This window comes from Variovorax sp. LG9.2 (genome assembly GCF_035018885.1).
Taxonomy (GTDB): domain Bacteria; phylum Pseudomonadota; class Gammaproteobacteria; order Burkholderiales; family Burkholderiaceae_C; genus Variovorax.
The window spans coordinates 20988-41776 of the sequence record NZ_JASJXB010000039.1 but is presented as its reverse complement, the minus strand read 5'-3'; the positions used below and the strand labels follow the sequence as shown (position 1 = coordinate 41776).

21 protein-coding genes and 2 pseudogenes are annotated in these 20789 nt (G+C 63.7%); 15 read left to right on the top strand and 8 right to left on the bottom strand.

Annotated features, from left to right (window positions below; all coding sequences use genetic code 11):
• The first annotated feature begins 685 nt into the window (after nucleotides 1-685).
• Genes ppk2 through QN413_RS24455 form a run of 10 tightly spaced genes read left to right on the top strand, consistent with a single transcriptional unit; the run spans nucleotide 686 to nucleotide 8268 of the window.
• Nucleotides 686-1531 (top strand): polyphosphate kinase 2, encoded by an 846-nt coding sequence (gene ppk2 / locus QN413_RS24500; RefSeq protein ID WP_323499216.1) that lies wholly within the window; start codon nucleotides 686-688, stop codon nucleotides 1529-1531.
• Between the two features lie 3 nt (nucleotides 1532-1534).
• The gene (atpD, locus tag QN413_RS24495; RefSeq protein WP_323499215.1) at nucleotides 1535-3004 is read left to right on the top strand and encodes a F0F1 ATP synthase subunit beta; all 1470 of its coding nucleotides are present in this window, start codon (nucleotides 1535-1537) and stop codon (nucleotides 3002-3004) included.
• Nucleotides 2994-3383 carry a F0F1 ATP synthase subunit epsilon gene (locus QN413_RS24490; RefSeq protein WP_323499214.1) on the top strand — a complete coding sequence of 130 codons (390 nt, stop codon included), beginning with the start codon at nucleotides 2994-2996 and terminating at the stop codon, nucleotides 3381-3383. The genes atpD and QN413_RS24490 overlap by 11 nt, the downstream gene beginning before the upstream one ends.
• A 19-nt stretch (nucleotides 3384-3402) precedes the next feature.
• Nucleotides 3403-3720, top strand: a complete 318-nt coding sequence (locus tag QN413_RS24485; protein WP_323499213.1) for an AtpZ/AtpI family protein — start codon at nucleotides 3403-3405, stop codon at nucleotides 3718-3720.
• Nucleotides 3721-3726: 6 nt separating this feature from the next.
• Entirely contained in the window at nucleotides 3727-4020 is a 294-nt protein-coding gene (locus tag QN413_RS24480) for an ATP synthase subunit I (RefSeq protein WP_323499212.1), read from the top strand.
• Nucleotides 4021-4026: 6 nt separating this feature from the next.
• A complete protein-coding gene (locus QN413_RS24475; protein WP_323499211.1) occupies nucleotides 4027-4725 on the top strand; it encodes a F0F1 ATP synthase subunit A in 699 nt (232 codons plus the stop codon).
• 17 nt (nucleotides 4726-4742) lie between these two features.
• Nucleotides 4743-5033 carry a F0F1 ATP synthase subunit C gene (locus tag QN413_RS24470; protein ID WP_323499210.1) on the top strand — a complete coding sequence of 97 codons (291 nt, stop codon included), beginning with the start codon at nucleotides 4743-4745 and terminating at the stop codon, nucleotides 5031-5033.
• Nucleotides 5034-5036: 3 nt separating this feature from the next.
• Nucleotides 5037-5840, top strand: a complete 804-nt coding sequence (locus tag QN413_RS24465; RefSeq protein ID WP_323499209.1) for a F0F1 ATP synthase subunit B — start codon at nucleotides 5037-5039, stop codon at nucleotides 5838-5840.
• Complete coding sequence (locus QN413_RS24460) at nucleotides 5837-7387, top strand: alternate F1F0 ATPase, F1 subunit alpha (protein ID WP_323499208.1); 1551 nt, start codon at nucleotides 5837-5839, stop codon at nucleotides 7385-7387. Before QN413_RS24465 ends, QN413_RS24460 begins: the two co-directional genes overlap by 4 nt.
• Nucleotides 7384-8268, top strand: coding sequence for a F0F1 ATP synthase subunit gamma (locus QN413_RS24455; RefSeq protein ID WP_323499207.1), 885 nt, complete (start codon nucleotides 7384-7386; stop codon nucleotides 8266-8268). Before QN413_RS24460 ends, QN413_RS24455 begins: the two co-directional genes overlap by 4 nt.
• A 19-nt stretch (nucleotides 8269-8287) precedes the next feature.
• On the opposite strand, the gene QN413_RS24450 is transcribed toward QN413_RS24455, so the two are convergent.
• The 4 genes from QN413_RS24450 to QN413_RS24435 form a co-directional block, all read right to left on the bottom strand.
• Nucleotides 8288-8413 (bottom strand): class I fructose-bisphosphate aldolase, encoded by a 126-nt coding sequence (locus tag QN413_RS24450; protein ID WP_323499206.1) that lies wholly within the window; start codon nucleotides 8411-8413, stop codon nucleotides 8288-8290.
• A complete protein-coding gene (locus QN413_RS24445) occupies nucleotides 8410-10797 on the bottom strand; it encodes a phosphoketolase family protein (protein ID WP_323499219.1) in 2388 nt (795 codons plus the stop codon). The genes QN413_RS24450 and QN413_RS24445 overlap by 4 nt, the downstream gene beginning before the upstream one ends.
• A 128-nt stretch (nucleotides 10798-10925) precedes the next feature.
• On the bottom strand, nucleotides 10926-11192 hold the full coding sequence (locus tag QN413_RS24440) for an SHOCT domain-containing protein (RefSeq protein WP_323499205.1): 267 nt from the start codon (nucleotides 11190-11192) through the stop codon (nucleotides 10926-10928).
• A gap of 119 nt (nucleotides 11193-11311) precedes the next feature.
• Nucleotides 11312-12040 (bottom strand): PRC-barrel domain-containing protein, encoded by a 729-nt coding sequence (locus tag QN413_RS24435; RefSeq protein WP_323499204.1) that lies wholly within the window; start codon nucleotides 12038-12040, stop codon nucleotides 11312-11314.
• A gap of 371 nt (nucleotides 12041-12411) precedes the next feature.
• Here QN413_RS24435 and QN413_RS24430 point away from each other — a divergent pair.
• The 3 genes and pseudogenes from QN413_RS24430 to istB all read left to right on the top strand — a co-directional run.
• A pseudogene (locus tag QN413_RS24430) lies at nucleotides 12412-12797 on the top strand (transposase); the annotation flags it as partial.
• 262 nt (nucleotides 12798-13059) lie between these two features.
• Entirely contained in the window at nucleotides 13060-14553 is a 1494-nt protein-coding gene (gene istA, locus QN413_RS24425; RefSeq protein ID WP_323499203.1) for an IS21 family transposase, read from the top strand.
• Nucleotides 14550-15365: an IS21-like element helper ATPase IstB gene (istB, locus tag QN413_RS24420; RefSeq protein ID WP_323499202.1), complete on the top strand. Its 816-nt coding sequence runs from the start codon at nucleotides 14550-14552 to the stop codon at nucleotides 15363-15365. Before istA ends, istB begins: the two co-directional genes overlap by 4 nt.
• A 790-nt stretch (nucleotides 15366-16155) precedes the next feature.
• Here the strand turns inward: istB and QN413_RS24415 are convergent.
• Together QN413_RS24415 and QN413_RS24410 are read right to left on the bottom strand one after the other, a co-directional pair.
• Complete coding sequence (locus QN413_RS24415; RefSeq protein ID WP_323499201.1) at nucleotides 16156-16500, bottom strand: type II toxin-antitoxin system RelE/ParE family toxin; 345 nt, start codon at nucleotides 16498-16500, stop codon at nucleotides 16156-16158.
• Entirely contained in the window at nucleotides 16497-16748 is a 252-nt protein-coding gene (locus tag QN413_RS24410) for a type II toxin-antitoxin system ParD family antitoxin (RefSeq protein WP_323499200.1), read from the bottom strand. Before QN413_RS24410 ends, QN413_RS24415 begins: the two co-directional genes overlap by 4 nt.
• A 305-nt stretch (nucleotides 16749-17053) precedes the next feature.
• Between QN413_RS24410 and QN413_RS24405 the strand changes: the two are divergent.
• Nucleotides 17054-17218: pseudogene (locus tag QN413_RS24405) on the top strand (IS3 family transposase); the annotation flags it as partial.
• A gap of 454 nt (nucleotides 17219-17672) precedes the next feature.
• On the opposite strand, the gene QN413_RS24400 reads toward QN413_RS24405, so the two are convergent.
• Nucleotides 17673-18470 (bottom strand): SDR family NAD(P)-dependent oxidoreductase, encoded by a 798-nt coding sequence (locus tag QN413_RS24400; RefSeq protein WP_323499199.1) that lies wholly within the window; start codon nucleotides 18468-18470, stop codon nucleotides 17673-17675.
• Complete coding sequence (locus QN413_RS24395; protein WP_323499198.1) at nucleotides 18467-19666, bottom strand: MFS transporter; 1200 nt, start codon at nucleotides 19664-19666, stop codon at nucleotides 18467-18469. The genes QN413_RS24400 and QN413_RS24395 overlap by 4 nt, the downstream gene beginning before the upstream one ends.
• Before the next feature lie 173 nt (nucleotides 19667-19839).
• Here QN413_RS24395 and QN413_RS24390 point away from each other — a divergent pair, with 173 nt between their 5' ends.
• Entirely contained in the window at nucleotides 19840-20757 is a 918-nt protein-coding gene (locus QN413_RS24390) for a LysR family transcriptional regulator (protein WP_323499196.1), read from the top strand.
• Nucleotides 20758-20789 lie beyond the last annotated feature (32 nt).

Here is a 20789-nt window from a genome sequence, read left to right as displayed (position 1 = left end):
CCCCCCCCCCCCCCCCCCCCCGGGCGCCCTCGGCCGCTTCACGACAGGTGATGGAAAAACCGTTGCACCCAAGCTGTAACGCACCACGAAGGTCGTCCACGCCCTGGGTATGAGGGGGCGTACGCACAGCTGGTTCCCGCTTCTTTGTACGCCGAGGAGCGATTCGACGATGCGCTGCGCCGTCCATCCTGCCGACCCGGCGTACCAGATCCGACCTCCGCGGCCAGCATGCGGCGCGAAGGCGTACAAGTCGCCCGCGACGACAAGATGCGACTCGGTAGGTGCCGACATCGGAGGTCGTCTCGTTTTCGGTGCGCGTCACGATGTCCTGCTTGCACGGCCGGGAGGTCGCAATTTCACCCGAATGGTCGTGGACGTGGCAGCGCGTGCCGCCGTTGTCGAGCGATGCATCGGCGGCTGTACCCGTGGCCTGAAGCGGCGACCAGGACGTGATGCGCGCCGTTGGGACGAATTTGCAGTTCAAGCATGGGATTGAGCTCGCAACGATGCGCCGCCAGCGGGTGGCGGTCTGTGCGGCAACAGACAGACGATGGCCTGCCGAGCGAATACGGTGATGCTTGGCAGGCGATAGCAGCCAAGGACGGCGCCCACGTCGATGATTTGCCCAGCAAGCGAGTTCTTGCCGAACCTCATCCGCCCCTGAACGCCTTAAACAGCCAACCCAATGTCGCAAAACACCACCAAACCGCACAAAGACACGACCGACCACACCACGGAATCGAACGGGGGCGACGAGGCGGGCAAAGCAGAGATGTCACACGCGGACTACAAGGCCGAGTTGCGTGACCTGCAGATCGAGCTCGTCAAGCTGCAGCGCCACTTCATCGCCCACGGCGACCGGATTCTGGTGTTGCTCGAAGGCCGCGACGCCGCCGGCAAGGACGGCTCCATCAAGCGCATCGTCGCGCACCTGAGTCCACGCGATACCCGCGTGGTCGCGCTCGGCAAGCCCTCGGACAGCGACGAGCGCAGCTGGTATTTCGAGCGGTATGTCGCCGAGCTGCCGAAGGCCGAAGAGCTCGTGCTATTCAACCGCAGCTGGTACAACCGCGCCGGCGTCGAGCACGTCATGGGCTTCTGCACGAAAGCGCAGTACCAAGAGTTCATGCAATCGGTGCCCCGCTTCGAGCAGATGCTGGTCGACTCGGGCATCAAGCTGCTCAAGTACTACCTGGACATCGGCAAGGACGAACAGAAGGCGCGGCTAGCCGACCGCAAACGCGATCCGCTCAAGCAGTGGAAGATCAGTCCGATCGACGATGTCGCGATCAAGCACTGGGACGCCTATTCCGCGGCCCGCGACGCGATGCTGCTGGGGAGCCATTCGACAGCAGCGCCATGGCACGTCGTGCGCACCGACAGCAAGCGGCAGGCGCGCCTGAACCTGATGCGCGACCTCCTGGGTCGATTGCATTACGCCGGTCGGAGCAAGACGCTGGTGACGCCGGATCGCAACATCGTCTTCGAATTCACGCCGGATTGCCTGGCCACCCGGCGCCTGGCCATCTGACGCATGGGCACGCCATCGGCATCGAAATCACTGAACGCAGGCGTCGTCACCGCGGTGCGCGGCAGCGTGGTCGACGTGCGCTTCGACCGATCGTTGCCGCCCATCCGCACCCTGCTGCGCTGCGGCGTCGATGACGCCATCGCGATCGAGGTGTTGACCCACACGGATGCAAGCCACGTGCGCGGCATCGCACTCACGCCGACACAGGGGCTCGCGCGCGGCATGCCGGTGACGGATACTGGCGGACCACTGATGGCACCAGTCGGCAAGGCCATCCTTTCGCGCATGTTCGACGTGTTCGGCCAGGCCATCGACCAGCAGGAAGAGCCAAAAGATGTGTCGTGGCGGTCGGTACACCGCGAGCCGCCACCGCTGGTTCATCGTTCCACCACGTCGGTGATCTTCGAGACCGGCATCAAGATGATCGACGTGCTGTTGCCGCTGGAAACCGGCGGCAAGGCCGGGCTCTTCGGCGGTGCGGGTGTCGGCAAGACAGTGCTGCTGACCGAGATGATCCACAACATGGTCGGCAAGCACGAGAGCGCCAAGAAGGGGGTCAGCATTTTCTGCGGCATCGGCGAGCGCTGCCGCGAAGGCCAGGACCTCTACGCCGAGATGCAGAAGGCCGACGTGCTGAAGAACATGGTGATGGTTTTCGGCCAGATGAACGAGCCGCCGGGTGCGCGCTTTCGCGTCGGTCAGGCCGCGCTGACGATGGCCGAATACTTTCGCGACGACGAGCAGCGCGATGTGCTGCTGCTGATCGACAACATCTTCCGCTTCATCCAGGCCGGCTCGGAGGTCTCGGGGCTGATGGGGCAGATGCCGTCGCGCCTAGGCTACCAACCGACCATGGGCACCGAACTGTCGGGTCTTGAAGAGCGCATCGCCAACACCGACAGCGGCGCCATCACCTCGATCCAGGCCGTCTACGTTCCGGCCGACGACTTCACCGACCCGGCGGCGGTGCACACCTTCTCGCACCTGTCTGCATCTATCGTGCTGTCGCGCAAGCGCGCCGGTGAGGGCCTGTTCCCGGCCATCGATCCGCTGCAGTCGAATTCCAAGATGGCCACGCCCGGTATCGTCGGCGAGCGGCACTACGCGATCGCGCAGGAAATCCGGCAGACGCTGGCGCAATACGCTGATCTGAAAGACATCATCGCCATGCTCGGCCTGGAGCAACTGTCGCCGGCCGACCGTGATGTCGTCGCGCGCGCGCGCAGGCTCGAGCGTTTCCTGACGCAGCCTTTCTTCACCACCGAACAGTTCACAGGGCTGCAAGGCAAGCTGGTGAGCCTTGCCGAATCGCTCGACGGATGCGAGCGCATCCTGCGCGACGAGTTCAAGGACCGCCCTGAAAGCGCGCTGTACATGATCGGCGCGATCTCCGAGGTCAAGACCGACAAGCCAAAGCCCGCCGTCAAGACGCCCGTATCAGGTGCGACACCGGAGGCGACCCATGCGCCTTGAAGTGTTGCTGCCGTTCCGGATCTTTGCCGACAAGGCGGACGTGCTGCGCATCGTGGCCGAAACACGCGACGGATCGTTCGGTCTGCTGCCGCGCCGGCGCGACTGCGTCGCCGCCCTGGTACCAGGCATCCTGACCTACGAGAGCGAAGCAGACGGCGAAGTCTTCGTCGCCGTCGACGAAGGCGTGCTGGTCAAGATCGGCGACAGGGTGCAAGTGTCGGTGCGGCGCGCGTCGAGCGGCGCCGACCTGGCGAGTCTGCGCGACGCCGTGCGGCGCGACTACCTCACGCTGGATGCATTGACCCTGAGCGCGCGTGCGGCCACCGAAAGTCTGGAAAGCGGCTTTGTCGGCCGCTTCGCGAGGTTCCATGCCGAATGACCCGCTACCGCCCGACTTGATGACCCAACAGGTCGAGGCCAAAGCCAAACGCAAGCTGCGTGCGCGTCGCGACGACGCGCAGGGCGTTTGGTCGGGCCTCGGCATGATGGGACTGATCGGCTGGTCGGTGGTGGTGCCAACGCTGCTGGGTGCGGCCATCGGGCTCTGGCTTGATGCGCGCCACCCCGGCGCGCACCCCTGGTCGCTCGCGCTGCTGATGGCCGGCCTGGTACTCGGATGCCTGAATGCTTGGCGCTGGGTGGCCCAGCAGGACCGTGCGATGCAGGCAGCCGACAACGCGCCGGACGACGCCGCCAATCGCCCCGGTGGCGACTGACCTGCGATGAACGACATGCTCTCAATAACGTCCGGACTGGTGCTCGCCAGCGTCGTCGGCGCTCTGCTCGGCGTGCTGTTCTTCGGCGGCCTGTGGTGGAGCCTGCGCCGCGCGCTCCGCTCACCCCGGCCGGCGCTGTGGATCGGGGGCAGCCTGCTGCTGCGCACGGCCTGCTTGGTCGGCGGATTCATGGTTGTTTCAGCCGGCGATTGGCACAGGATGCTGGCCTGCCTGCTCGGATTCTGGACCGCCCGCTGGCTGGTCGTTCGTTACACCGCGCGCCTCGCAGCGCAAGCCTGATCCCCCATGCGCCTCGGTCCCGATCAACTCATTTTCTGGCAACACGGGCTCTTCAAGCTCAACGGCACCATCGTGTTCACTTGGGCCTTGATGGCGGTATTGGTGTTCGGCTCGATGCTGATCACGCGAAAGCTATCCACCGATCATCAGCGCTCCCGCTGGCAGAACCTGCTGGAGATCGTCGTCACGGGCATCACCGAGCAGATCCGCGAAGTGGGCCTCAAACAGGCCGAGCGCTACCTCGCCTTCCTGGGCACGCTGTTCCTGTTCGTTGCCGCCGCGGCGCTGGTCACCATCGTCCCCGGTTACGAGCCGCCCACCGGGTCGCTGTCGACCACGACCGCGTTGGCGCTGTGCGTCTTTGTCGCGGTACCGCTGTTCGGCATCCGCGAACAGGGCCTGCGCGGCTATCTGAAGTCCTACCTGCAGCCGACATTCATCATGCTGCCCTTCAACATCATCAGCGAACTCTCGCGCACGCTGGCACTGGCGATTCGCTTGTTCGGCAACATGATGAGCGGGGCCATGATCGTCGGCATTCTGCTGACCATCACGCCGTTTGTCTTTCCGGCGGTGATGACGCTGCTCGGCCTCTTGACCGGCATGGTGCAGGCCTACATCTTCAGCATTCTTGCGGCCGTCTACCTGGCTGCAGCGACGCGGCCCGCGCCGCAGCCCGACCAACCCGCCGCGCGCGCGGCATGACACCTGAAAGAAAATCCATGGACAGTCTGACCCTCATTGCGGTGACTTCGATCGTCATCGCCGGCATCACCACCAGCTTTGGCACGATGGGCCCGGCGCTGGCCGAGGGTCGTGCCGTGGCCACCGCGCTCACCGCACTGGCGCAGCAGCCCGACGCCTCGGCGACGATCACCCGCACCCTCTTCGTCGGCCTGGCGATGATCGAATCAACAGCGATCTATTGTTTCGTGGTGTCGATGATCCTGATCTTCGCCAACCCGTTCTGGAATGCGGCGATTGCGCAGGCTGCAAAACTTGCGGGTAAGTAAGGGATGTTGATCGACTGGTTCACCGTCGGAGCGCAAGTGCTCAACTTCGTCGTGCTGGTGTGGCTGATGAAGCACTTTCTTTACCAACCGGTGCTGAATGCGATCGCAGCGCGCGAGAAGCGCATCGCCGACCAGATCGCCGATGCGGCAGCCAAGGAAAAGCAGGCGGTGACCGAACGCAAGACCTTCGAGGACAAGAACGCAAGCTTCGACCAGCAACGCGCCGGCCTGCTCGACAAGGCCACTGCGGACGCCAAGGCCGAAGGCTTGCGACTCGCCGACGAAGCTCAGAAAGCGGCGCTGGTACTGGCTTCCAAACACGAACACGCCTTGGCGATGCAGGCTGCGCACTTGCAGCAGACGATTGCAGGTCGGGCTGCGCTAGAGGTGTTTGCCGTCGCGCGCAAGACCCTGGGCGATCTCGCAGACGTTGACCTAGAGTCGCGCATGGTCGGGGTCTTTTCGCGGCGTTTGCGCGAGCTGCCCGACTCCGCCAAAACGCAGCTCGCAGCGGCATTGAAACCGGGCGCTGAACCTGCTGTGGTGCGCAGCCATTTCGCGCTGCCGGCCGACCAGCAGGCAGCGATCCAGAATGAGGTCAACGTCTGCTTTTCGGCCGATGTGTCGTTGCGCTTTGAGACCACCGACGGTGCCGTCTGTGGCATCGAGCTCAGTGCCGGCGGGCAGAAGCTGGCCTGGACCATTGCCGACTACCTGCGCGATCTGCAACAAAGTGTCGCCGCCCTGCTGGTGCCCGCCGCCAAGCCGGCTGCTGCGCCCAAGCACCCCGATGCCGTCGCCCCATGAAGAGCATCACTGCGAATGCCCTCGATCGTGGCTTTGCCGCGCTGGCGCAGGCGCGTACCGCGTTCATGCCGGCACTCGGGCCGCGCGAGGTCGGCACCATCACGCAAGTGACAACAGGCATCGCCCATGTCAGCGGCCTGCCGGGTACCGGTTTCGACGAATTGCTGACCTTTCCGGGTGGCGTGGTCGGCATCGCCTTCAACGTCGACGAACATGAGCTCGGCGTGGTGCTGCTGGGCGAGTACTGGCACCTGCAGGCTGGCGACGAGGTGTTGCGCACCGGCCGCGTGATGGACGTGGCGGTCGGCCCGGCGCTGCTGGGGCGCGTCATCGACCCGCTCGGCCGCGCGCTCGACGGGCTCGGGCCCATCGACGCCACCGACCGGATGCCGATCGAGCGGCCCGCCGCCGCCATCATGGGTCGCGCGCCAGTCGACGTGCCACTGCAGACCGGACTCAAGGTCATCGACGCGATGATCCCGATCGGTCGGGGCCAGCGCGAACTGATCCTCGGCGACCGTCAGACCGGCAAGACCGCGATTGCACTCGATACCATCCTGAATCAGCGCGGGCAGGACGTGGTCTGCATCTACTGCGCCATCGGCCAGCGCGCGTCGGCCGTGGCCAAAGTGGTCGCGACGCTGCGCGACAAGGGTGCGATGGACTATACGGTGGTCGTCGTCACAGAGGGCAACCAACCACCCGGCCTGGCCTACATCACGCCGTATGCGGCAACCAGCATTGCCGAGTACTTCATGGAAGCCGGCCGTGATGTGCTGATCGTCTACGACGACCTGACCCAGCATGCGCGCGCCTACCGCGAGCTGTCGCTACTGCTGCGCCGACCGCCAGGACGCGAGGCTTTTCCGGGCGATATTTTCTACATCCACTCGCGCCTGCTGGAACGCTCGACGCATCTGAGCAAGGAACGTGGCGGCGGCTCGCTCACCGCGTTGCCCATCATCGAGACCGAGGCCGAAGACATCTCGGCCTACATCCCGACCAACCTGATCTCGATCACCGATGGGCAGATCTACCTGTCGCCTTCGTTGTTTGAACTCGGTGTGTTGCCTGCGGTGGACGTCGGCAAGTCGGTGTCGCGGGTCGGCGGCAAGGCGCAATGCGGGCCGTTCCGCGCTGTCGCCGGCGACCTGAAGCTGGCCTATGCACAGTTCGAGGAACTCGAATCGTTCTCGCGCTTCGGTGCGCGGCTTGACGATGCCACGCGCAAGACCATCGACCACGGGCAGCGCATCCGCGCATGCCTGAAGCAGTCGCAGTTCGCGCCCGTGCCGGTGCCGGCGCAGATCGCTGTTTTGCTCGCATTGACGGCCGGGTTGTTCGACCCGGTGCCGCTGCCGCGCATGGCCGAAGCGCAACGTGCGGTTCAGGACGCCACCGCCCGGCTCGCCGCGCCGCTGCTGAAGCGCTTGCTCGGTGTAGACAAGCTCAACGACGAAGACCGCAAGGCCATCACCGACACTGCGCGCGCCGCGTTGCAGTGCTTCTTGCCGAAGCCGGGTGAGAAGGCCAAGGCGGCGGCGTGAGTGACAGCGTCGCGGCCCTGCGCCGCAAAATTACCGGCGCGGGCGATCTGCATGCCGTGGTGCGCACGATGAAGGCGCTCGCGTCGTCGAGCATCGGCGACTACGAGCGCGCCGTGGGTGCGCTCGCCGACTACGACCGCATGGTTTCGCTCGGCCTCGGCGAGTGCTTTCGGCAAGCCCGCGCGGACCCCGCCGCCGTGGCCCCGCGCGTGGCGGCGTCGGACCCGATCGACGCCATCGTCTTCGGCTCCGACCAAGGGCTGGTGGGCCCCTTCAACGATGTGATCGCGGAGCATGCGATCCGCAGCTTGGCGGCACTGCCGGGCGGCGCGCAAGTCTGGGCCGTCGGCGAACGGGTCCAGGCGCACCTGAAGGACGCCGGACTCGAAGTGCTCGGCGTGTATGTCGTGCCAGGTTCGGTTGGAGCCATCGCGCCGCTCGTCGCGCAGATCCAGATCGATAGCGAGGCGCGCCGCGCAAAGAGGGGCATCGCCGAGGTTCATGTCTTTCACAACCGTCCACTGGCCGCTTCGTTGTACGAGCCGGTGAGCCAGCGCCTGTTACCGCTCGACGCTGCCTGGCAGCAGGGCTTGGCGGCCGTGCCCTGGCCCAGCAAGGTGGCGCCGGAAGTGATGGACCATGGCGCGACGACCTTGCGCGCGATGATCCGCGAGTACCTGTTCGTCTCGTTGTTCCGCGCGTGCGCCGAATCGCTGGCGAGCGAGAACGCCAGCCGACTGGCGGCGATGGAGCGCGCCGACCGCAACATCAAGGATTTGCTCGAGCACCTGCATGGCCACTTTCACCGACTGCGCCAGAGTTCGATCGACGAAGAACTCTTCGACGTCACTGCGGGGTACGAAGCCCTGGCCCGACCATGAACCAACGACGATCCGCGCGTCAGGCGGCAATGCCGAGCGCGGCAAAGCGCTTGTTGCAGGTCGGGTTGCTTTCATCCATCGCGAGCAGGCCCTTGCCGCTCCCGACCATCCGGCTTGCGGTCTCGACGAGGAACGAGGTACTCACCGCGAGGCTCCCCACTTCCACTTCCAGTTCCGGATCTCCGGCATGTCCTCGCCATGCTCTTCGATGTAGATCTTGTGTTCGACCAGCTTGTCACGAACCCGCTGCTTCAGGTAGGCACCCTTGCTGCCGAGATGCGGCAGGCGGTCGACGACGTCCTGCACGAGATGAAAACGGTCCAGGTCGTTCTGCACCCGCATGTCGAAGGCCGTGGTGATCGTGCCCTCTTCCTTGTAGCCACGCACGTGCAAGTTGCGATTGGTGCGGCGATAGGTCAGGCGATGCACCAGCCATGGATAACCGTGGAAGCCGAAGACGATGTGCTTGTCCTTGGTGAACAGCGCGTCGTAGTCCGCTTCGCTCAGCCCATGCGGATGCTCGCTGGCCGGTTGCAGTCGCATCAGGTCGACGACGTTGATCACGCGGATCTTCAGCTCGGGAAGATGCTCCCGCAGGATCGAGACAGCCGCCAGGACTTCCAGCGTCGGCGTGTCGCCGCAGCAAGCCATCACGACATCCGGCTCGGCGTCCTGGTCGTTGCTGGCCCATTGCCAGATGCCCAGTCCCTGGGTGCAATGCACGATCGCCTCGGACATGGTCAGCCACTGCGGCAGCGCGTGCTTGCCGGCGACGACGACGTTGACGTAATTGCGACTGCGCAGACAGTGATCGAAGGTCGACAACAGGCAGTTCGCATCAGGAGGCAGATAGACCCGAACGATGTCGGCCTTCTTGTTGATAACGTGGTCGAGAAAGCCGGGATCCTGGTGGGTAAAGCCATTGTGGTCTTGCTGCCAGACGTGCGAGGCGAGCAGATAGTTCAGCGACGCGATCGGCCTGCGCCAAGGCAGCTCCTTGGTGACCTTGAGCCACTTGGCGTGCTGGCTGAACATCGAATCGACGATGCGGATAAAGGCTTCGTAGCTGTTAAAGAGGCCATGCCGCCCAGTGAGGAGGTAGCCTTCGAGCCAACCCTCGCACTGATGCTCGCTGAGCATCGAATCGAGAACCCGACCAGCGGGGGCCAGGAACTCGTCGGTGGCAACGGTCGCCGCATCCCATTGGCGATTTGTGGCCTCGAAAACCGCACCGAGCAGGTTCGACAGCGTCTCGTCCGGACCGAAGATCCGGAAGTTGCTCGGGTTCAGCGCCACCACGTCCTTGAAGAACTCGCCCAGCACCTGCGTGTCCTGGGCCAAGACAGCGCCCGGCGACGGCACATGAACCGCATGCGCGCGGAAGTCGGGCATGTGCAGATCGCGCAGCAGCAGCCCTCCATTGGCATTCGGATTGGCGCCCATCCGGCGCTCGCCCTTTGGGGCCAGCGCGGCCAGCTCCGGGATCAGCCGTCCGGTCTCGTCGAACAATTCTTCGGGCCGGTAGCTTTTCATCCAGTCCTCGAGCTGCGCGAGGTGCTCGGGATGTTGACTGTCGACCAGCAGGGGCACCTGGTGTGAACGGAAGGTTCCCTCGACGGGCAGCCCATCGACCCGCTTCGGACCGGTCCATCCCTTGGGCGATCGCAGCACGATCATCGGCCAGCGGGGCCGGCTGGCCACCTTGGTGCCACGAGCAGAAGTCTGGAAGCGCTGGATGTCCGCAATGGCCTGGTCCATCACGGTGGCCATGGCTTCGTGCATGGTCGCCGGATCGTCGCCCTCGACAAAGTACGGAGTCCATCCGCAACCGCGAAGGAACTGCTCCAGCTCGTCATGCCCGACGCGAGCAAGCAGCGTCGGGTTGCTGATCTTGTAGCCGTTCAGATGCAGGATCGGCAGCACCGCCCCATCGCTCACGGGATCGAGAAACTTGTTGGACTGCCATGCGGTGGCCAGCGGGCCGGTCTCCGCCTCGCCGTCGCCGATGACGCAGGCGACGATCAGTTGCGGGTTGTCGAACGCAGCGCCAAAGGCGTGGCTGAGCGAGTAGCCAAGTTCACCGCCTTCGTGGATCGAACCGGGCGTCGTCGGTGCCACGTGGCTTGAAATGCCACCTGGAAACGAGAACTGCTTGAAAAGCTTCTTCATCCCGGCTTCATCCTGACCGACGTTCGGATATACCTCGCTCCAGGTACCTTCCAGGTACACGTTGCCAACGATCGCTGGGCCGCCGTGGCCGGGTCCGGCGATGTAGATCATGTCCAGGTCGTTGTTCGTGATGACCCGGTTCAGATGGACGTAGATGAAGTTCTGTCCCGGTGTCGTCCCCCAGTGACTGACGACCAGCGGCTTGACGTGCACCATCGTCAGCGGCTCTCGCAGCAGGGGATTTCCGTAGAGGTAGATCTGCCCGACCGAGAGGTAATTAGCGGCTCGCCAATACGCGTCCATGCGCCGTAGTGTCTCGGTGTCGAGTGTCTTGCCAGCGCCAGTAGTGGATGTGGGCACGAGCGTGACGCCAATGCGGTCGGGAGTCTGTAGCTTCAATGTGGTTATGTCATCCAGCGATCAGGGGATATGTCTGCTGTTGCAAAGAAACGGAAGCAGCACGCGGGTCGTGCGGCTCGTCGGCAACGTCAGGCATCGCCTACTCTGGTTGCCGCTGATCCGCTTGCACCTATCTCGGATTTCATAAGGGCGTATTCGTCGCGACTGATATCGCCCCGTGCATACCGGGAGTCGAGGATGTTGATGGCATCGCTGCGCGAAGTGCCTCCGAATCTGCGGTGGGCTCGGTAGGTGTAGCCCCAATTCCCGACGCTCGAAAACATCAGGATGACAAAGCCCAGCCAGAGAAACCAGCCCCAGCCGAAATACCAGTCGTTCCAATAAGCATGTTGCATCGTTACTCGCCCGTTCGCACCGACGAGTTTGTCGGCAAGTCTTCACTGTGCGCTTGGATGATCGCGAGCTCTGTGCGCCAGCGCACCGAGTCCGCAATTAGCGACATAAAGGCCGGTGGTCAGCTTTCGTCGTAAGCCGGGGCGTCCTTAATCGCCTGCCGCGTCAGGTTGACCATCACGGTCGCGTTGAGCCAACCAATGTCGTTGATCCAACTCGGAGCGACCAGCATGCGATGACCCAGCCACCAGTCGCTGGTGTTGACGATGAGGTCGCAGATTGCCCACCCTTCATCGTCCACCAGCACCGACTCGACGTGACCGACATCCCCGTCGGTCGCGTGAATGTGATATCGCTCGATCGCCCGGCAACTGCGCAGATGCGGATCGTCGCCTCGGTCCCGATGCAAGCGCAGCTGGGTGTTGGCATAGGCGGCCGACGCTTGCGGTCCGATGGGCAGTCGGGCGTCTCCATAGCTGGACAGGCTCATGCCCGGCTGCGGTCCGCCGCCCCACAAGTCTCCCTCGCCCCAGTAGTACGGAAAGCCGTAGTAGCCAAACTGCTCCACTTCGTGCTGTCGTGAAACGGGCTTGCTGGTGTCGATGTCAGGACTTTTTCGGACTTGTTCCTGCGTCAGGGAAGTCGACAGCGTGTTCGCGGCCCCATCGACGCGTTGGATCGCAAGGGGCGAGATCAATACCTTTCGACCGTTGAGCCACGTGCCGGTTTCCACGACGAAGAAACGGATCGTCCAGGTCACGTCGTCGAAATAGCAGTCCTCGATCGTTCCGATCTGACCGTCGATTGCCGCCACGGAGAAACCGTAGAGTTTATTGATGTTGCGTTGCATATGAGCCTCAATGGTGCGAAGGCGACTGCTCGAGCGTCGCGCCTTCATCTACATGCAACTCAGTATGGCCACCGCCATCAGCACAGTCTGTGCGCTGACGCACTCGAAGGATTGGTTCGGGTTGCCTTAAGACTAGTCCGTCCGCAGGAGCTCTGAGGCAATCAGAAGATTGAAAAATATCCCAAAATCGGCGTGAATTGCTTCCGAAATCGCTGCTTTCTGCACTGTGTGAAAAGCGAGTCTTCGCCGATGAGACTGACGCGTTTTGGAAGGGAGTATTTCCGTATCCTGCTAAGGAGACGCCGATCAATTGATCGATCCCGGCACGCCTCATGCATGCACGCGAGGATCAGATTTCCAGGGCAACGGACATGAACCAACGCAGCTTTGCCAGCGCCGAGTACGCATTGAAGAAGAAGCGAACGCGCCGGGAGAAGTTTCTGGCCGAGGGTACGGCCTGGCCGACGAGGCGCTGGAAGGTGCCCTGTACGACAGCCAGGCACTGCGCGACTTCGTGGGCATCGACCTGTCGCGCGAATCGGTGCCCGATGCCACCACGATGCTCAAGTTCACGCGCCTGCTGCTGGACAACGACCTCACCAAGGCGCTGTTCGAAGAGATCAACGCCCACCTCGCCGAACAGGGGCTTCTGATGCGCGCAGGCACCATCGTGGGCGCCACCAGCATCGCAGCGCACAGCTTGACCAAGAATGCAGATAACACGCGCGACCCGGAGATGCAGCAGACCAAGAAGGGAAAGAACACGGCACAGCTGTTGAGCCTGTTCGGCCTGGCCAATCTGGTCATCGCCAGGAAGTCGCTGCTGGACTGTTATGCCCGAGGTGCGTCTTGAATGTGGAAAGCGGTCTCGAAAGAGGTCAAAACCTTACCTGTGTGGTTGGCGACAATTGGTTTGTCCGGTCGACGACAACTATCTTGGCCGGTATTGATCCGGCACCGGGCCGGTTCGGGAGGCGGGTTTAACGTGAACCGATCGTCATTCAACGAAGGTTCGCGTTGTGCCCGGCAAGAAGATCACGGACCATCAAGTGCAGAAGTACAAGCAACATCATCTGAAGCTCAGCCAGGCCGCCGCGGCGGCCAAGGCCGGCATCAGTGAACGCAGCGCACGGCGCATCGAACACCAAGAGGTATTGCCATCACAGCGCAAGGAACGAGCTTGGCGCACTCGCACTGACCCCTTGGCGTCGGTGTGGGACAGCGAGGTTGCGCCACTGCTTCACACCGACAGCGCACTCAGCGCGGTGACCCTGCTGGAGGAACTGCAGCGTCGCTATCCGGGCGACTACGGCGCGGCGGTCTTGCGCACGCTGCAACGCCGCGTGCGCCAGTGGCGCGCCCTGCATGGGCCGGAGCGCGAAGTCTTCTTCGCGCAGGAACATCCGCCAGGGCGTCTTGGACTATCGGACTTCACGGTGTGCGACGAACTGGCAGTGGTGATCGCCGGGGTCGCCTTCCCGCATCGCATTTACCAGTTCGCGTTGGCCCACTCGGGCTGGCGTCATGCTGTCGTATTCGAAGGCGGCGAGAGCTTCATCGCGCTGTCTACCGGGCTGCAATCGGCGCTCTGGCGCCTGGGTGGCGTGCCCGAAGAACACCGCACCGACAGCCTGTCGGCGGCCTTCAACAACCTGGCGGAGCAGCAAGAACTCACACGTCGCTATGCCGCGCTGTGCACGCATTACGCGATGCGTGCGAGTCGCTGCAATCCGGGTCAATCACAGGAGAACGGCTCGATTGAATCGCGCCACGATTCGCTCAAGACCGCGCTCGATCAGGCGTTGCGCCTGCGCGGCTCGCGCTGCTTCGATGATCGCGTCGGCTACGAGACGCTGGTCGCGACGATCGTGGCGCGGCTGAACGCCCGTGTCGCGGTGCGTCTGATGGTCGAACGCACGATGTTGCGCGCGCTGCCCCAGCGACGCACCGCCGAGTACGAAGAACTGCCTGCACGCGTGAGCAAGTACGCGATCTTCACCGTGCGCGGCGCTCAGTACAGCGCGCCGAGCCAACTCATCGGCCAGCGCATGACGGTGCGCCTGTACACCGACCATCTCGAGTGCTGGCTTGGTGACACACGCGTGCTCGAGCGCGCGCGCCTGACGCACTGTGACGGTCAGCGCCACCCCCGCGACATCGACTACCGACACTTGATTGCAGCGCTGCGGCGCAAGCCCGGCGCCTTCGCGCGCTCGGTGCTGCGAAATGCGATGTTCCCGCGTGCGGTCTATCGCCAGACTTGGGAGCGCCTGAGCGCGCAGTTGAGTGAACGCGAGGCTTGCAGATGCATCGTCGGATTGCTGGCGCTGGCCGCAGACGGTCATGAGGCTCAGCTGGCCACCGAGCTTGAACAGCTCATCGAGCTGGATCAACTCCCCGATCTGTTTGCGCTGACCACGCTACTGGCACCGCGCCCCGGCGCGCTGCCGGATGTGCAAATCGAGCTGCCCGACCTTGCAGGCTTCGACGCCTTGCTGGGAGCGTCGGCGTGAGCACCGCGAACGCCACGAGCACGGCCGCAGAAGGCCGCCTGAGCCTGCTCCTGACCGATCTGAGGTTACCCACGATCAAGCGACTCGCCCTGGATCTGTGCGCTCAGTCCGATCGCGAAGGCTGGCCCGGCAATCGACTGCTGGAGGCGCTGTTCGAGCACGAGATCAACGAACGTGAGGTGCGCCGCATCGAGCGTCACCGCGTCGAGTCGGCGTTGGTCCCTGACAAACGTCTGTCGAGCTTCGACTTCGCCGCAGTACCCAGCGTGTCCAAGGCCCAGGTGATGGCGCTGGCCAGCGGAACGGAGTGGCTTGATCGCGGCGCGAACGTGCTGCTATTCGGTCCACCGGGGGTCGGCAAGAGTCACCTGATCAATGGTCTCGGGCATGCACTGATTGATGCCGGGCGACGGGTGCTGTTCATGCGGTGCTCCGAACTTGTGCAGCGCTTGCAAACCGCGCGGCGCGACCTGCGCCTGGCTCAGGAATTGGCCAGGCTCGATCGCTTCGACTTGCTTGTGCTGGACGACCTGAGCTACGTGCGCCGCGACCAGGCCGAGACGAGCGTGCTGTTCGAGCTGATTGCCGAGCGCTACGAGCGCAAGAGCATCGCCGTCACGGCCAACACGCCGTTCTCGCAATGGGGAGAAGTATTCGTCGACGCCGCAATGACGGTGGCCGCTGTGGATCGGCTGGTGCATCACTCGACGATCCTGGAGATGAATGTCGAGAGCTACAGGCGCCGGGCCGCACAGGCGGCACAAGAGCCGACAAAGCGTGCCCGGGCAACGACAAATATGGCTGGCATCTGAGCAGCGGGATCTGCCCGGGCCTGCGGCGCAGGCGCGCTTCGCTTGCAAAACAGCCATAAAAAAGGAACTCACAAGAAGCCAACAAAGCAACTCGAGTCATCAATAAATCACCCCACCTCCACCGGCCAGGATAGTTGACGCCGCGTGGACAGAGTAGTTGACGCCAGCCACCTGTGAAGGCTCCAAGTCGTGACATCGGGCAATCTTGAGGGCGCATCGCGTTGCGATGTCGTCAACTCGCGCTGCGATGCTCAATGTTCAGCGCCTCCTTAGAGAATTGCAGTGAATCACGAGCGACTGATGTCATCGCCTTCATCAGCGGGACGAGGGGTGAAGCGCATACCGGTGGCCGTCGGCTGCTGCGGGAGACTCAGGCAGCGCAACAGCTCGAGCGCGAATGCAGGGTCAGCTTGGGGCTCAGTCGCCGCTGCTGGCGCAGGCTCAATCCCAAGCCGCGGCTCTTCAGCAGCGGCTGGATGACTCGCCTCAGAAATTGTTGGAGGAAAAGAAGACACACGAAGCCACGGAGCGCTTGCTGGCCGCGGCGCTCGCAACAAAGCCCAAGTTCAGCGCAACCAAGCGAGCCAGCTCGAAGCCTGCCGCATAGTCTGTCGCTCCAACAGCGACTTGAAGATCTACAGCTACCGTTCAAAGCGGAGAAGACCGTTCATGAAGACACGCGCGCTTCGCTCATCACGGCCCTGGAAAACAAGGCCAAGACGAGCAGCACGCGGCGTGTGGTGACCAAGCCCGTCAAGCCGCCGGCGCCAGGTTAGCCCTATGGCCAACGCTACTGCGAAACTCCGCCCATTCCGGGCTCCGTGCCCAGCCACGCCGGGATGTCTCGTTGGCCGTGAAGCACTCGCCAAACGTCAACGGAATTTTCGAACTCAACGTAAAAGATCAGATACGGGTAGCGCGTCAGCTTCCAGGAGCGAAGCCCGGGAAGATTCAGTTCATGCGCGTAGCGGCTGGAGCCGGTTGCTGGGTAGCGGCTGATGTGGGTGTAGGCGCGCTCCAAGGCGTCGATGAATCTCATGGCCGCCTGCACGGCGCCCTCGCCCAGGTGATAGTCAATCGCAGCGTCGACATCTAGATTAGCCCTTTTACGGGTGACGATCGGCTTGGACTTCACCCGCGCTCTGCGGACCGGGTGCGACCATGCACTCGCTCGCGAAGGCTGCTGAAGTATTGAGTGTCGTTCGGCGCCGCCGCAGGAGAAGCGGCACCTTCCAAGAGCAGCCCGCGTAATTGCAACCGGTCTGCGTCTTTGCGGATCAGCTCTCGCACGTACTCACTGCTGGTGCCATAGCCTCGCTGCACGACTTGCTCATCAACAAAGGATTTCAGCGAGTCCGGAAGCGAAATGTTCATGGTGCTCATGAATCGAATCATAGGAAGTTTGGCAAATTTTGGCAAACCCAGCTTTCAATTTCTATCTGGTCGACGGCGGGCGAGGCCTTGGCTCGCGTGACCTTGGTCAGGACGTCCGGGGCGCGTTCGGTTCGGATGAAGCAATTGCGATCGGCTTGCCTCCGGCTAAACGCGCCGGCATGGCGGCATACATCTTCAACACGATACGCATCTCCTCGGACGGTTGGCCGTCGTGCAGTGACGGCTTTGAGCTGGGATTGTGTTTTCAGGACCACCGGGCTAGTTTTGCGGTTTCCTATGCCCGTGTGCGCGGCATCATGGCGGACATCTTCGAGCGCAATCACTGCTGCTATGGCTATCGCCGCATGCGGGCGTCTTTGGGCAGCCATTGCATGCACATTTGTGAGAAGGTGGTGCTGCGCTTGATGAAGCAAGAGCGCCTGGTCGCTGCGACGCCCAAGCGGCGTCGATATGGAACACGGTCCAGTGACGGCGTACTGCGAAGCTGTGGACCTCATTGAAAATTCGACCGGTCGGTTGCGGGACATGCATACGTTTCGTCTCGCGCCTGCTTGAAGCTACCGCTCACGACCAAGACCTGATCTTTCAGGCATCGCCAGGAGCAAGAACGTGACTTCAAAGCCAGATCCAGATCTTGAGCAACGACTTGCCGGCATGGTTGCATCGTCACATGCACTCATGGCTGCGTTGGACGCGGCGCGGCTCTTCGGACCGTAGTCATGGTGCAGCGGCGTGTGCAGCGGCCGGACCGGCTGTGGTGTCAGCCGGCCGATACTCAAAGGTCTCGCGCAAGTTTGAGCAAGCTCCCAGCTTCGGCCGCGCCCTTGCCTGCGGGATCGTTCTCGTCGAGCGATTGCGCTGAAGGCCCGGTCTACCACCCGGCGAACGGTGGATGACCAAGCCCTCCGGTCATCAGCCGATCGATCGCACGATGCCACCATCGACGCGCAATGCGGCGCCCGTCGTAGCGGAGGCCTGCGTCGAGCAGATGTAGACCACCATGTTCGCGACCTCCTCGGTGGTCGCGAAGCGGCCCAGCAGCGAACTCGGGCGCTTCGTGTCGACGAAGTCTTTCTGCACCTGCTCCAGAGTCTTGCCTTGTTCGCGCGCCACCGGCTCCAGCCAGTTCGTGAAAATCTCCGAGCTGGTCGGCCCCGGCAGAACGGAATTGACCGTCACCCCGGTACCGGCGACGGTTTCGGCGACGCCTCGCGAGATCGCGAGCTGAGCCGTCTTCGTCATCGCGTATTCGATCATGTCCTTCGGAATGTGCAGAGCGGACTCGCTGCTGATGAAGACCACGCGGCCCCAGCCCCGATCCACCATGCCCTGCAGGTATCGGCGAGTCAGGCGCACGCCGCTCATGACGTTGAAGTTGAAGAGGTTCAGCCAGTCGTCGTCGGTGAGTTCGCTGAAAGTCTTCGGAGCGCCGGCGGTGCCGAGGTTGTTGACAAGGATGTCGGCGTGCGGCGTGCGTTCGGCGAGCGTCGCGGCGCCCGCTGCGGTAGCCAGGTCCGCGGCGACGCCGTCGAGATCAGCCCCAGGCACTGTGCCGCGAATGTCTTCGATGGCGTGCTGGACGCGCGCCTCCGTGCGGCCGGTGACGACGACGCGTGCACCGGCAGCGGCGAGCCCGCGAGCGATAGCGAGGCCGATGCCGGCGGTGGATCCGCTAACGATCGCGATTTTGCCGTTCAGGTCGATGTTCATTGGATTGTCCTTTTGTTGAGGTTGGAGTGATTGGATGTTGATGGGAGTACCGCGTCCCAGGTTGCGTGGGCCGCAGACAGGCTGGCTGCCGCCAGCAGGGCGAGCACAGCCCAGGGCAGCGCCGCGGCTCCATATGAGGACAAGAGCGCAGCGCCGAGAAGGCCGCCGCCCGCCATGCCCGCGTTCCAGACAGTGACCAGCATGGACTGCGCCAAATCCGGCGCTTCGCCGGCGGCTCGCGCCGAGGCGGTCTGGAACAGCGTCGCCGTCCCACCGAAGGCCAAACCCCAGAACGCGATGCACGCCAACAGGACGGCAGCCGAGTGCCCCAGCAGACCAGCCACGAGGGCCGCAGCGCCGAACACGACGATGCTCATGCGGATGAGAAGGGTCAACCACCGGTCGACAAGCAGCCCGGTGAGCCAGATGCCGACCAGCGCTGCCAGGCCGAACACGAGCAGCGTCACGTCGACTCGCACCCCCGATTGCAGATAGGCCAGCCAAGGTGCGATGTAGGTGTACAGCATGTTGTGCGCGAGCACGTACAGGACGGTCAACGCCAGCACAGGGCGCAGTCCCGGCATCCGAAGGACCTGGCCGACGCCCTGTGCAGTGCCGTTCGGCTTGCCCGGAAAGTCCGGCACGCCGAGGCGCACCCAGGCGAGCAAGGCCGCCGCCAGCAGCGACATCACGCCGAAGGACCAGCGCCACCCGACCAGCCCGCCCAGCAGGGTGCCCGCCGGAATGCCGATCGACAAGGCCAAGGGCGTTCCCACCATGGCGACCGCTAGGGCTCGTCCCTGCAACGCCGGCGACACCATCCGGCTGGCATGCCCGGCCAGAAGCGCCCACAAAAGGCCCGAGAACACGCCTGCGCCGAACCGCGCGACGAGCGTCAACGCGAAGGACGTCGACAGCGCAGTCACCACGTTGACCGCGCAGATGCCACCGATGGCCATCAGCAACAGGGGCCGCCGACGCCGAGCCTGGGTCGCCTTGACCAAGGGAATGACGGCGAGCACCGAGCCCAGGGCGTACAGCGTCACCAACTGTCCGGCGCCACTGACGGAAACGCCCAGATCCGTGGCGATGGCCGGGAGCAAGCCCGCCGGCAGCGCCTCGCTCAGGATGGCGACGAAGCCCGCCGCTGCCAGCGCCAGCAGGCCGGACCATGGGAAACGGTTGGCGTCACGCATGGTCGCCCTCGCGGGCCGGCCGCCGGTCGGCGACGCGGTCTGTCTTCGAAATTCCGTGGAACGTGGCCTGCATCATCTCGCCCATCCAAAAGAGAAGGCTTTGACGATAGGCAAGAATTCACTCCGGATAAAGGGGGGTAAATTTCCGATCTCTCATGACTGGAATGTCCGCAATGAAGCCGTTGATGCTCGACAGCCTGGACGATTTCGCCGTGTTCGTGCAGGTCGCGGAAACGCGCAGCTTTGCGGAAACGGCGAGGCTCACCGGCGTCTCGGCCTCGGCCGTCGCCAAGCGGATGGCCCGTCTCGAAGAACGCTTGAAGGTGCGTCTGTTTCACCGGAGCACCCGTAGCGTCACGCTGACCGCCGAGGGCGGAATGTTCCTCGCTCGCTGCCGCCGCGTGCTGGATGAAGTTCAGGGCGCCGAACACGAGCTGTCACGGGCCTCGGGAACGCCGCGGGGCCGTTTGAAGGTGAGCCTGCCGATGGTTGGCACGCTGTTCCTGCCGTTGCTCGCCGAGTTCATGCGGACGCACCCCGCCATCGACCTCCATCTCGATCTCAGCGACCGCATGGTCAACGTCGTCGAGGAGGGGTTCGACGCGGTACTCCGGACCGGCGAGCCCGACAGTTCCGCGCTCAATGTCCGCTCGCTCGGAAGCTGGCCCCTGCTGCTGGTGGCTTCGCCGGCCTATCTGTCCCTGAGGGGCCGGCCCGAGCGACCGGCGGATCTTGCAGGGCACAGCTGCCTGCATCACTGCTTCAACAGCACCGGCAAGCTCGAGCGCTGGCCGCTGGCCTGGAGCGGAGACGAAGAGCAAGTCCCTCTGCCGGTGTCGATGGTCTCCAACAACCTGGAGGGACGGCTATGTTTCGCAGAGAACGGCCTGGGCATTGCCTGCCTTCCCGAGTTCTGCGTTCGCGACGCGCTGGCTGCGGGCAGGCTCGAGATCGTGTTGTCCGCTTTTACCGAGCTTCGCCAGACCACCTTCCGCATTTTCTGGCCCTCGTCCCGCCATCCGTCGCCGAAGGTCAGGGCACTTGTCGACTTCCTCGCCGAGCAGATGAACGTCGAGCGAAATGAACGTTGAAACGCTGAGTGCGAGCAGCCGGTTCTGTCGCA

Coding starts and splice junctions, on each gene's coding strand:
- ppk2 (WP_323499216.1), top strand. CDS start 686: ATGTCGCAAAACACCACCAAACCGCACAAAGACACGACCGACCACACC.
- atpD (WP_323499215.1), top strand. CDS start 1,535: ATGGGCACGCCATCGGCATCGAAATCACTGAACGCAGGCGTCGTCACC.
- QN413_RS24490 (WP_323499214.1), top strand. CDS start 2,994: ATGCGCCTTGAAGTGTTGCTGCCGTTCCGGATCTTTGCCGACAAGGCG.
- QN413_RS24485 (WP_323499213.1), top strand. CDS start 3,403: ATGACCCAACAGGTCGAGGCCAAAGCCAAACGCAAGCTGCGTGCGCGT.
- QN413_RS24480 (WP_323499212.1), top strand. CDS start 3,727: ATGAACGACATGCTCTCAATAACGTCCGGACTGGTGCTCGCCAGCGTC.
- QN413_RS24475 (WP_323499211.1), top strand. CDS start 4,027: ATGCGCCTCGGTCCCGATCAACTCATTTTCTGGCAACACGGGCTCTTC.
- QN413_RS24470 (WP_323499210.1), top strand. CDS start 4,743: ATGGACAGTCTGACCCTCATTGCGGTGACTTCGATCGTCATCGCCGGC.
- QN413_RS24465 (WP_323499209.1), top strand. CDS start 5,037: ATGTTGATCGACTGGTTCACCGTCGGAGCGCAAGTGCTCAACTTCGTC.
- QN413_RS24460 (WP_323499208.1), top strand. CDS start 5,837: ATGAAGAGCATCACTGCGAATGCCCTCGATCGTGGCTTTGCCGCGCTG.
- QN413_RS24440 (WP_323499205.1), bottom strand. CDS start 11,192: ATGCAACATGCTTATTGGAACGACTGGTATTTCGGCTGGGGCTGGTTT.
- QN413_RS24435 (WP_323499204.1), bottom strand. CDS start 12,040: ATGCAACGCAACATCAATAAACTCTACGGTTTCTCCGTGGCGGCAATC.
- QN413_RS24410 (WP_323499200.1), bottom strand. CDS start 16,748: ATGAGCACCATGAACATTTCGCTTCCGGACTCGCTGAAATCCTTTGTT.
- QN413_RS24400 (WP_323499199.1), bottom strand. CDS start 18,470: ATGAACATCGACCTGAACGGCAAAATCGCGATCGTTAGCGGATCCACC.
- QN413_RS24395 (WP_323499198.1), bottom strand. CDS start 19,666: ATGCGTGACGCCAACCGTTTCCCATGGTCCGGCCTGCTGGCGCTGGCA.
- QN413_RS24390 (WP_323499196.1), top strand. CDS start 19,840: ATGAAGCCGTTGATGCTCGACAGCCTGGACGATTTCGCCGTGTTCGTG.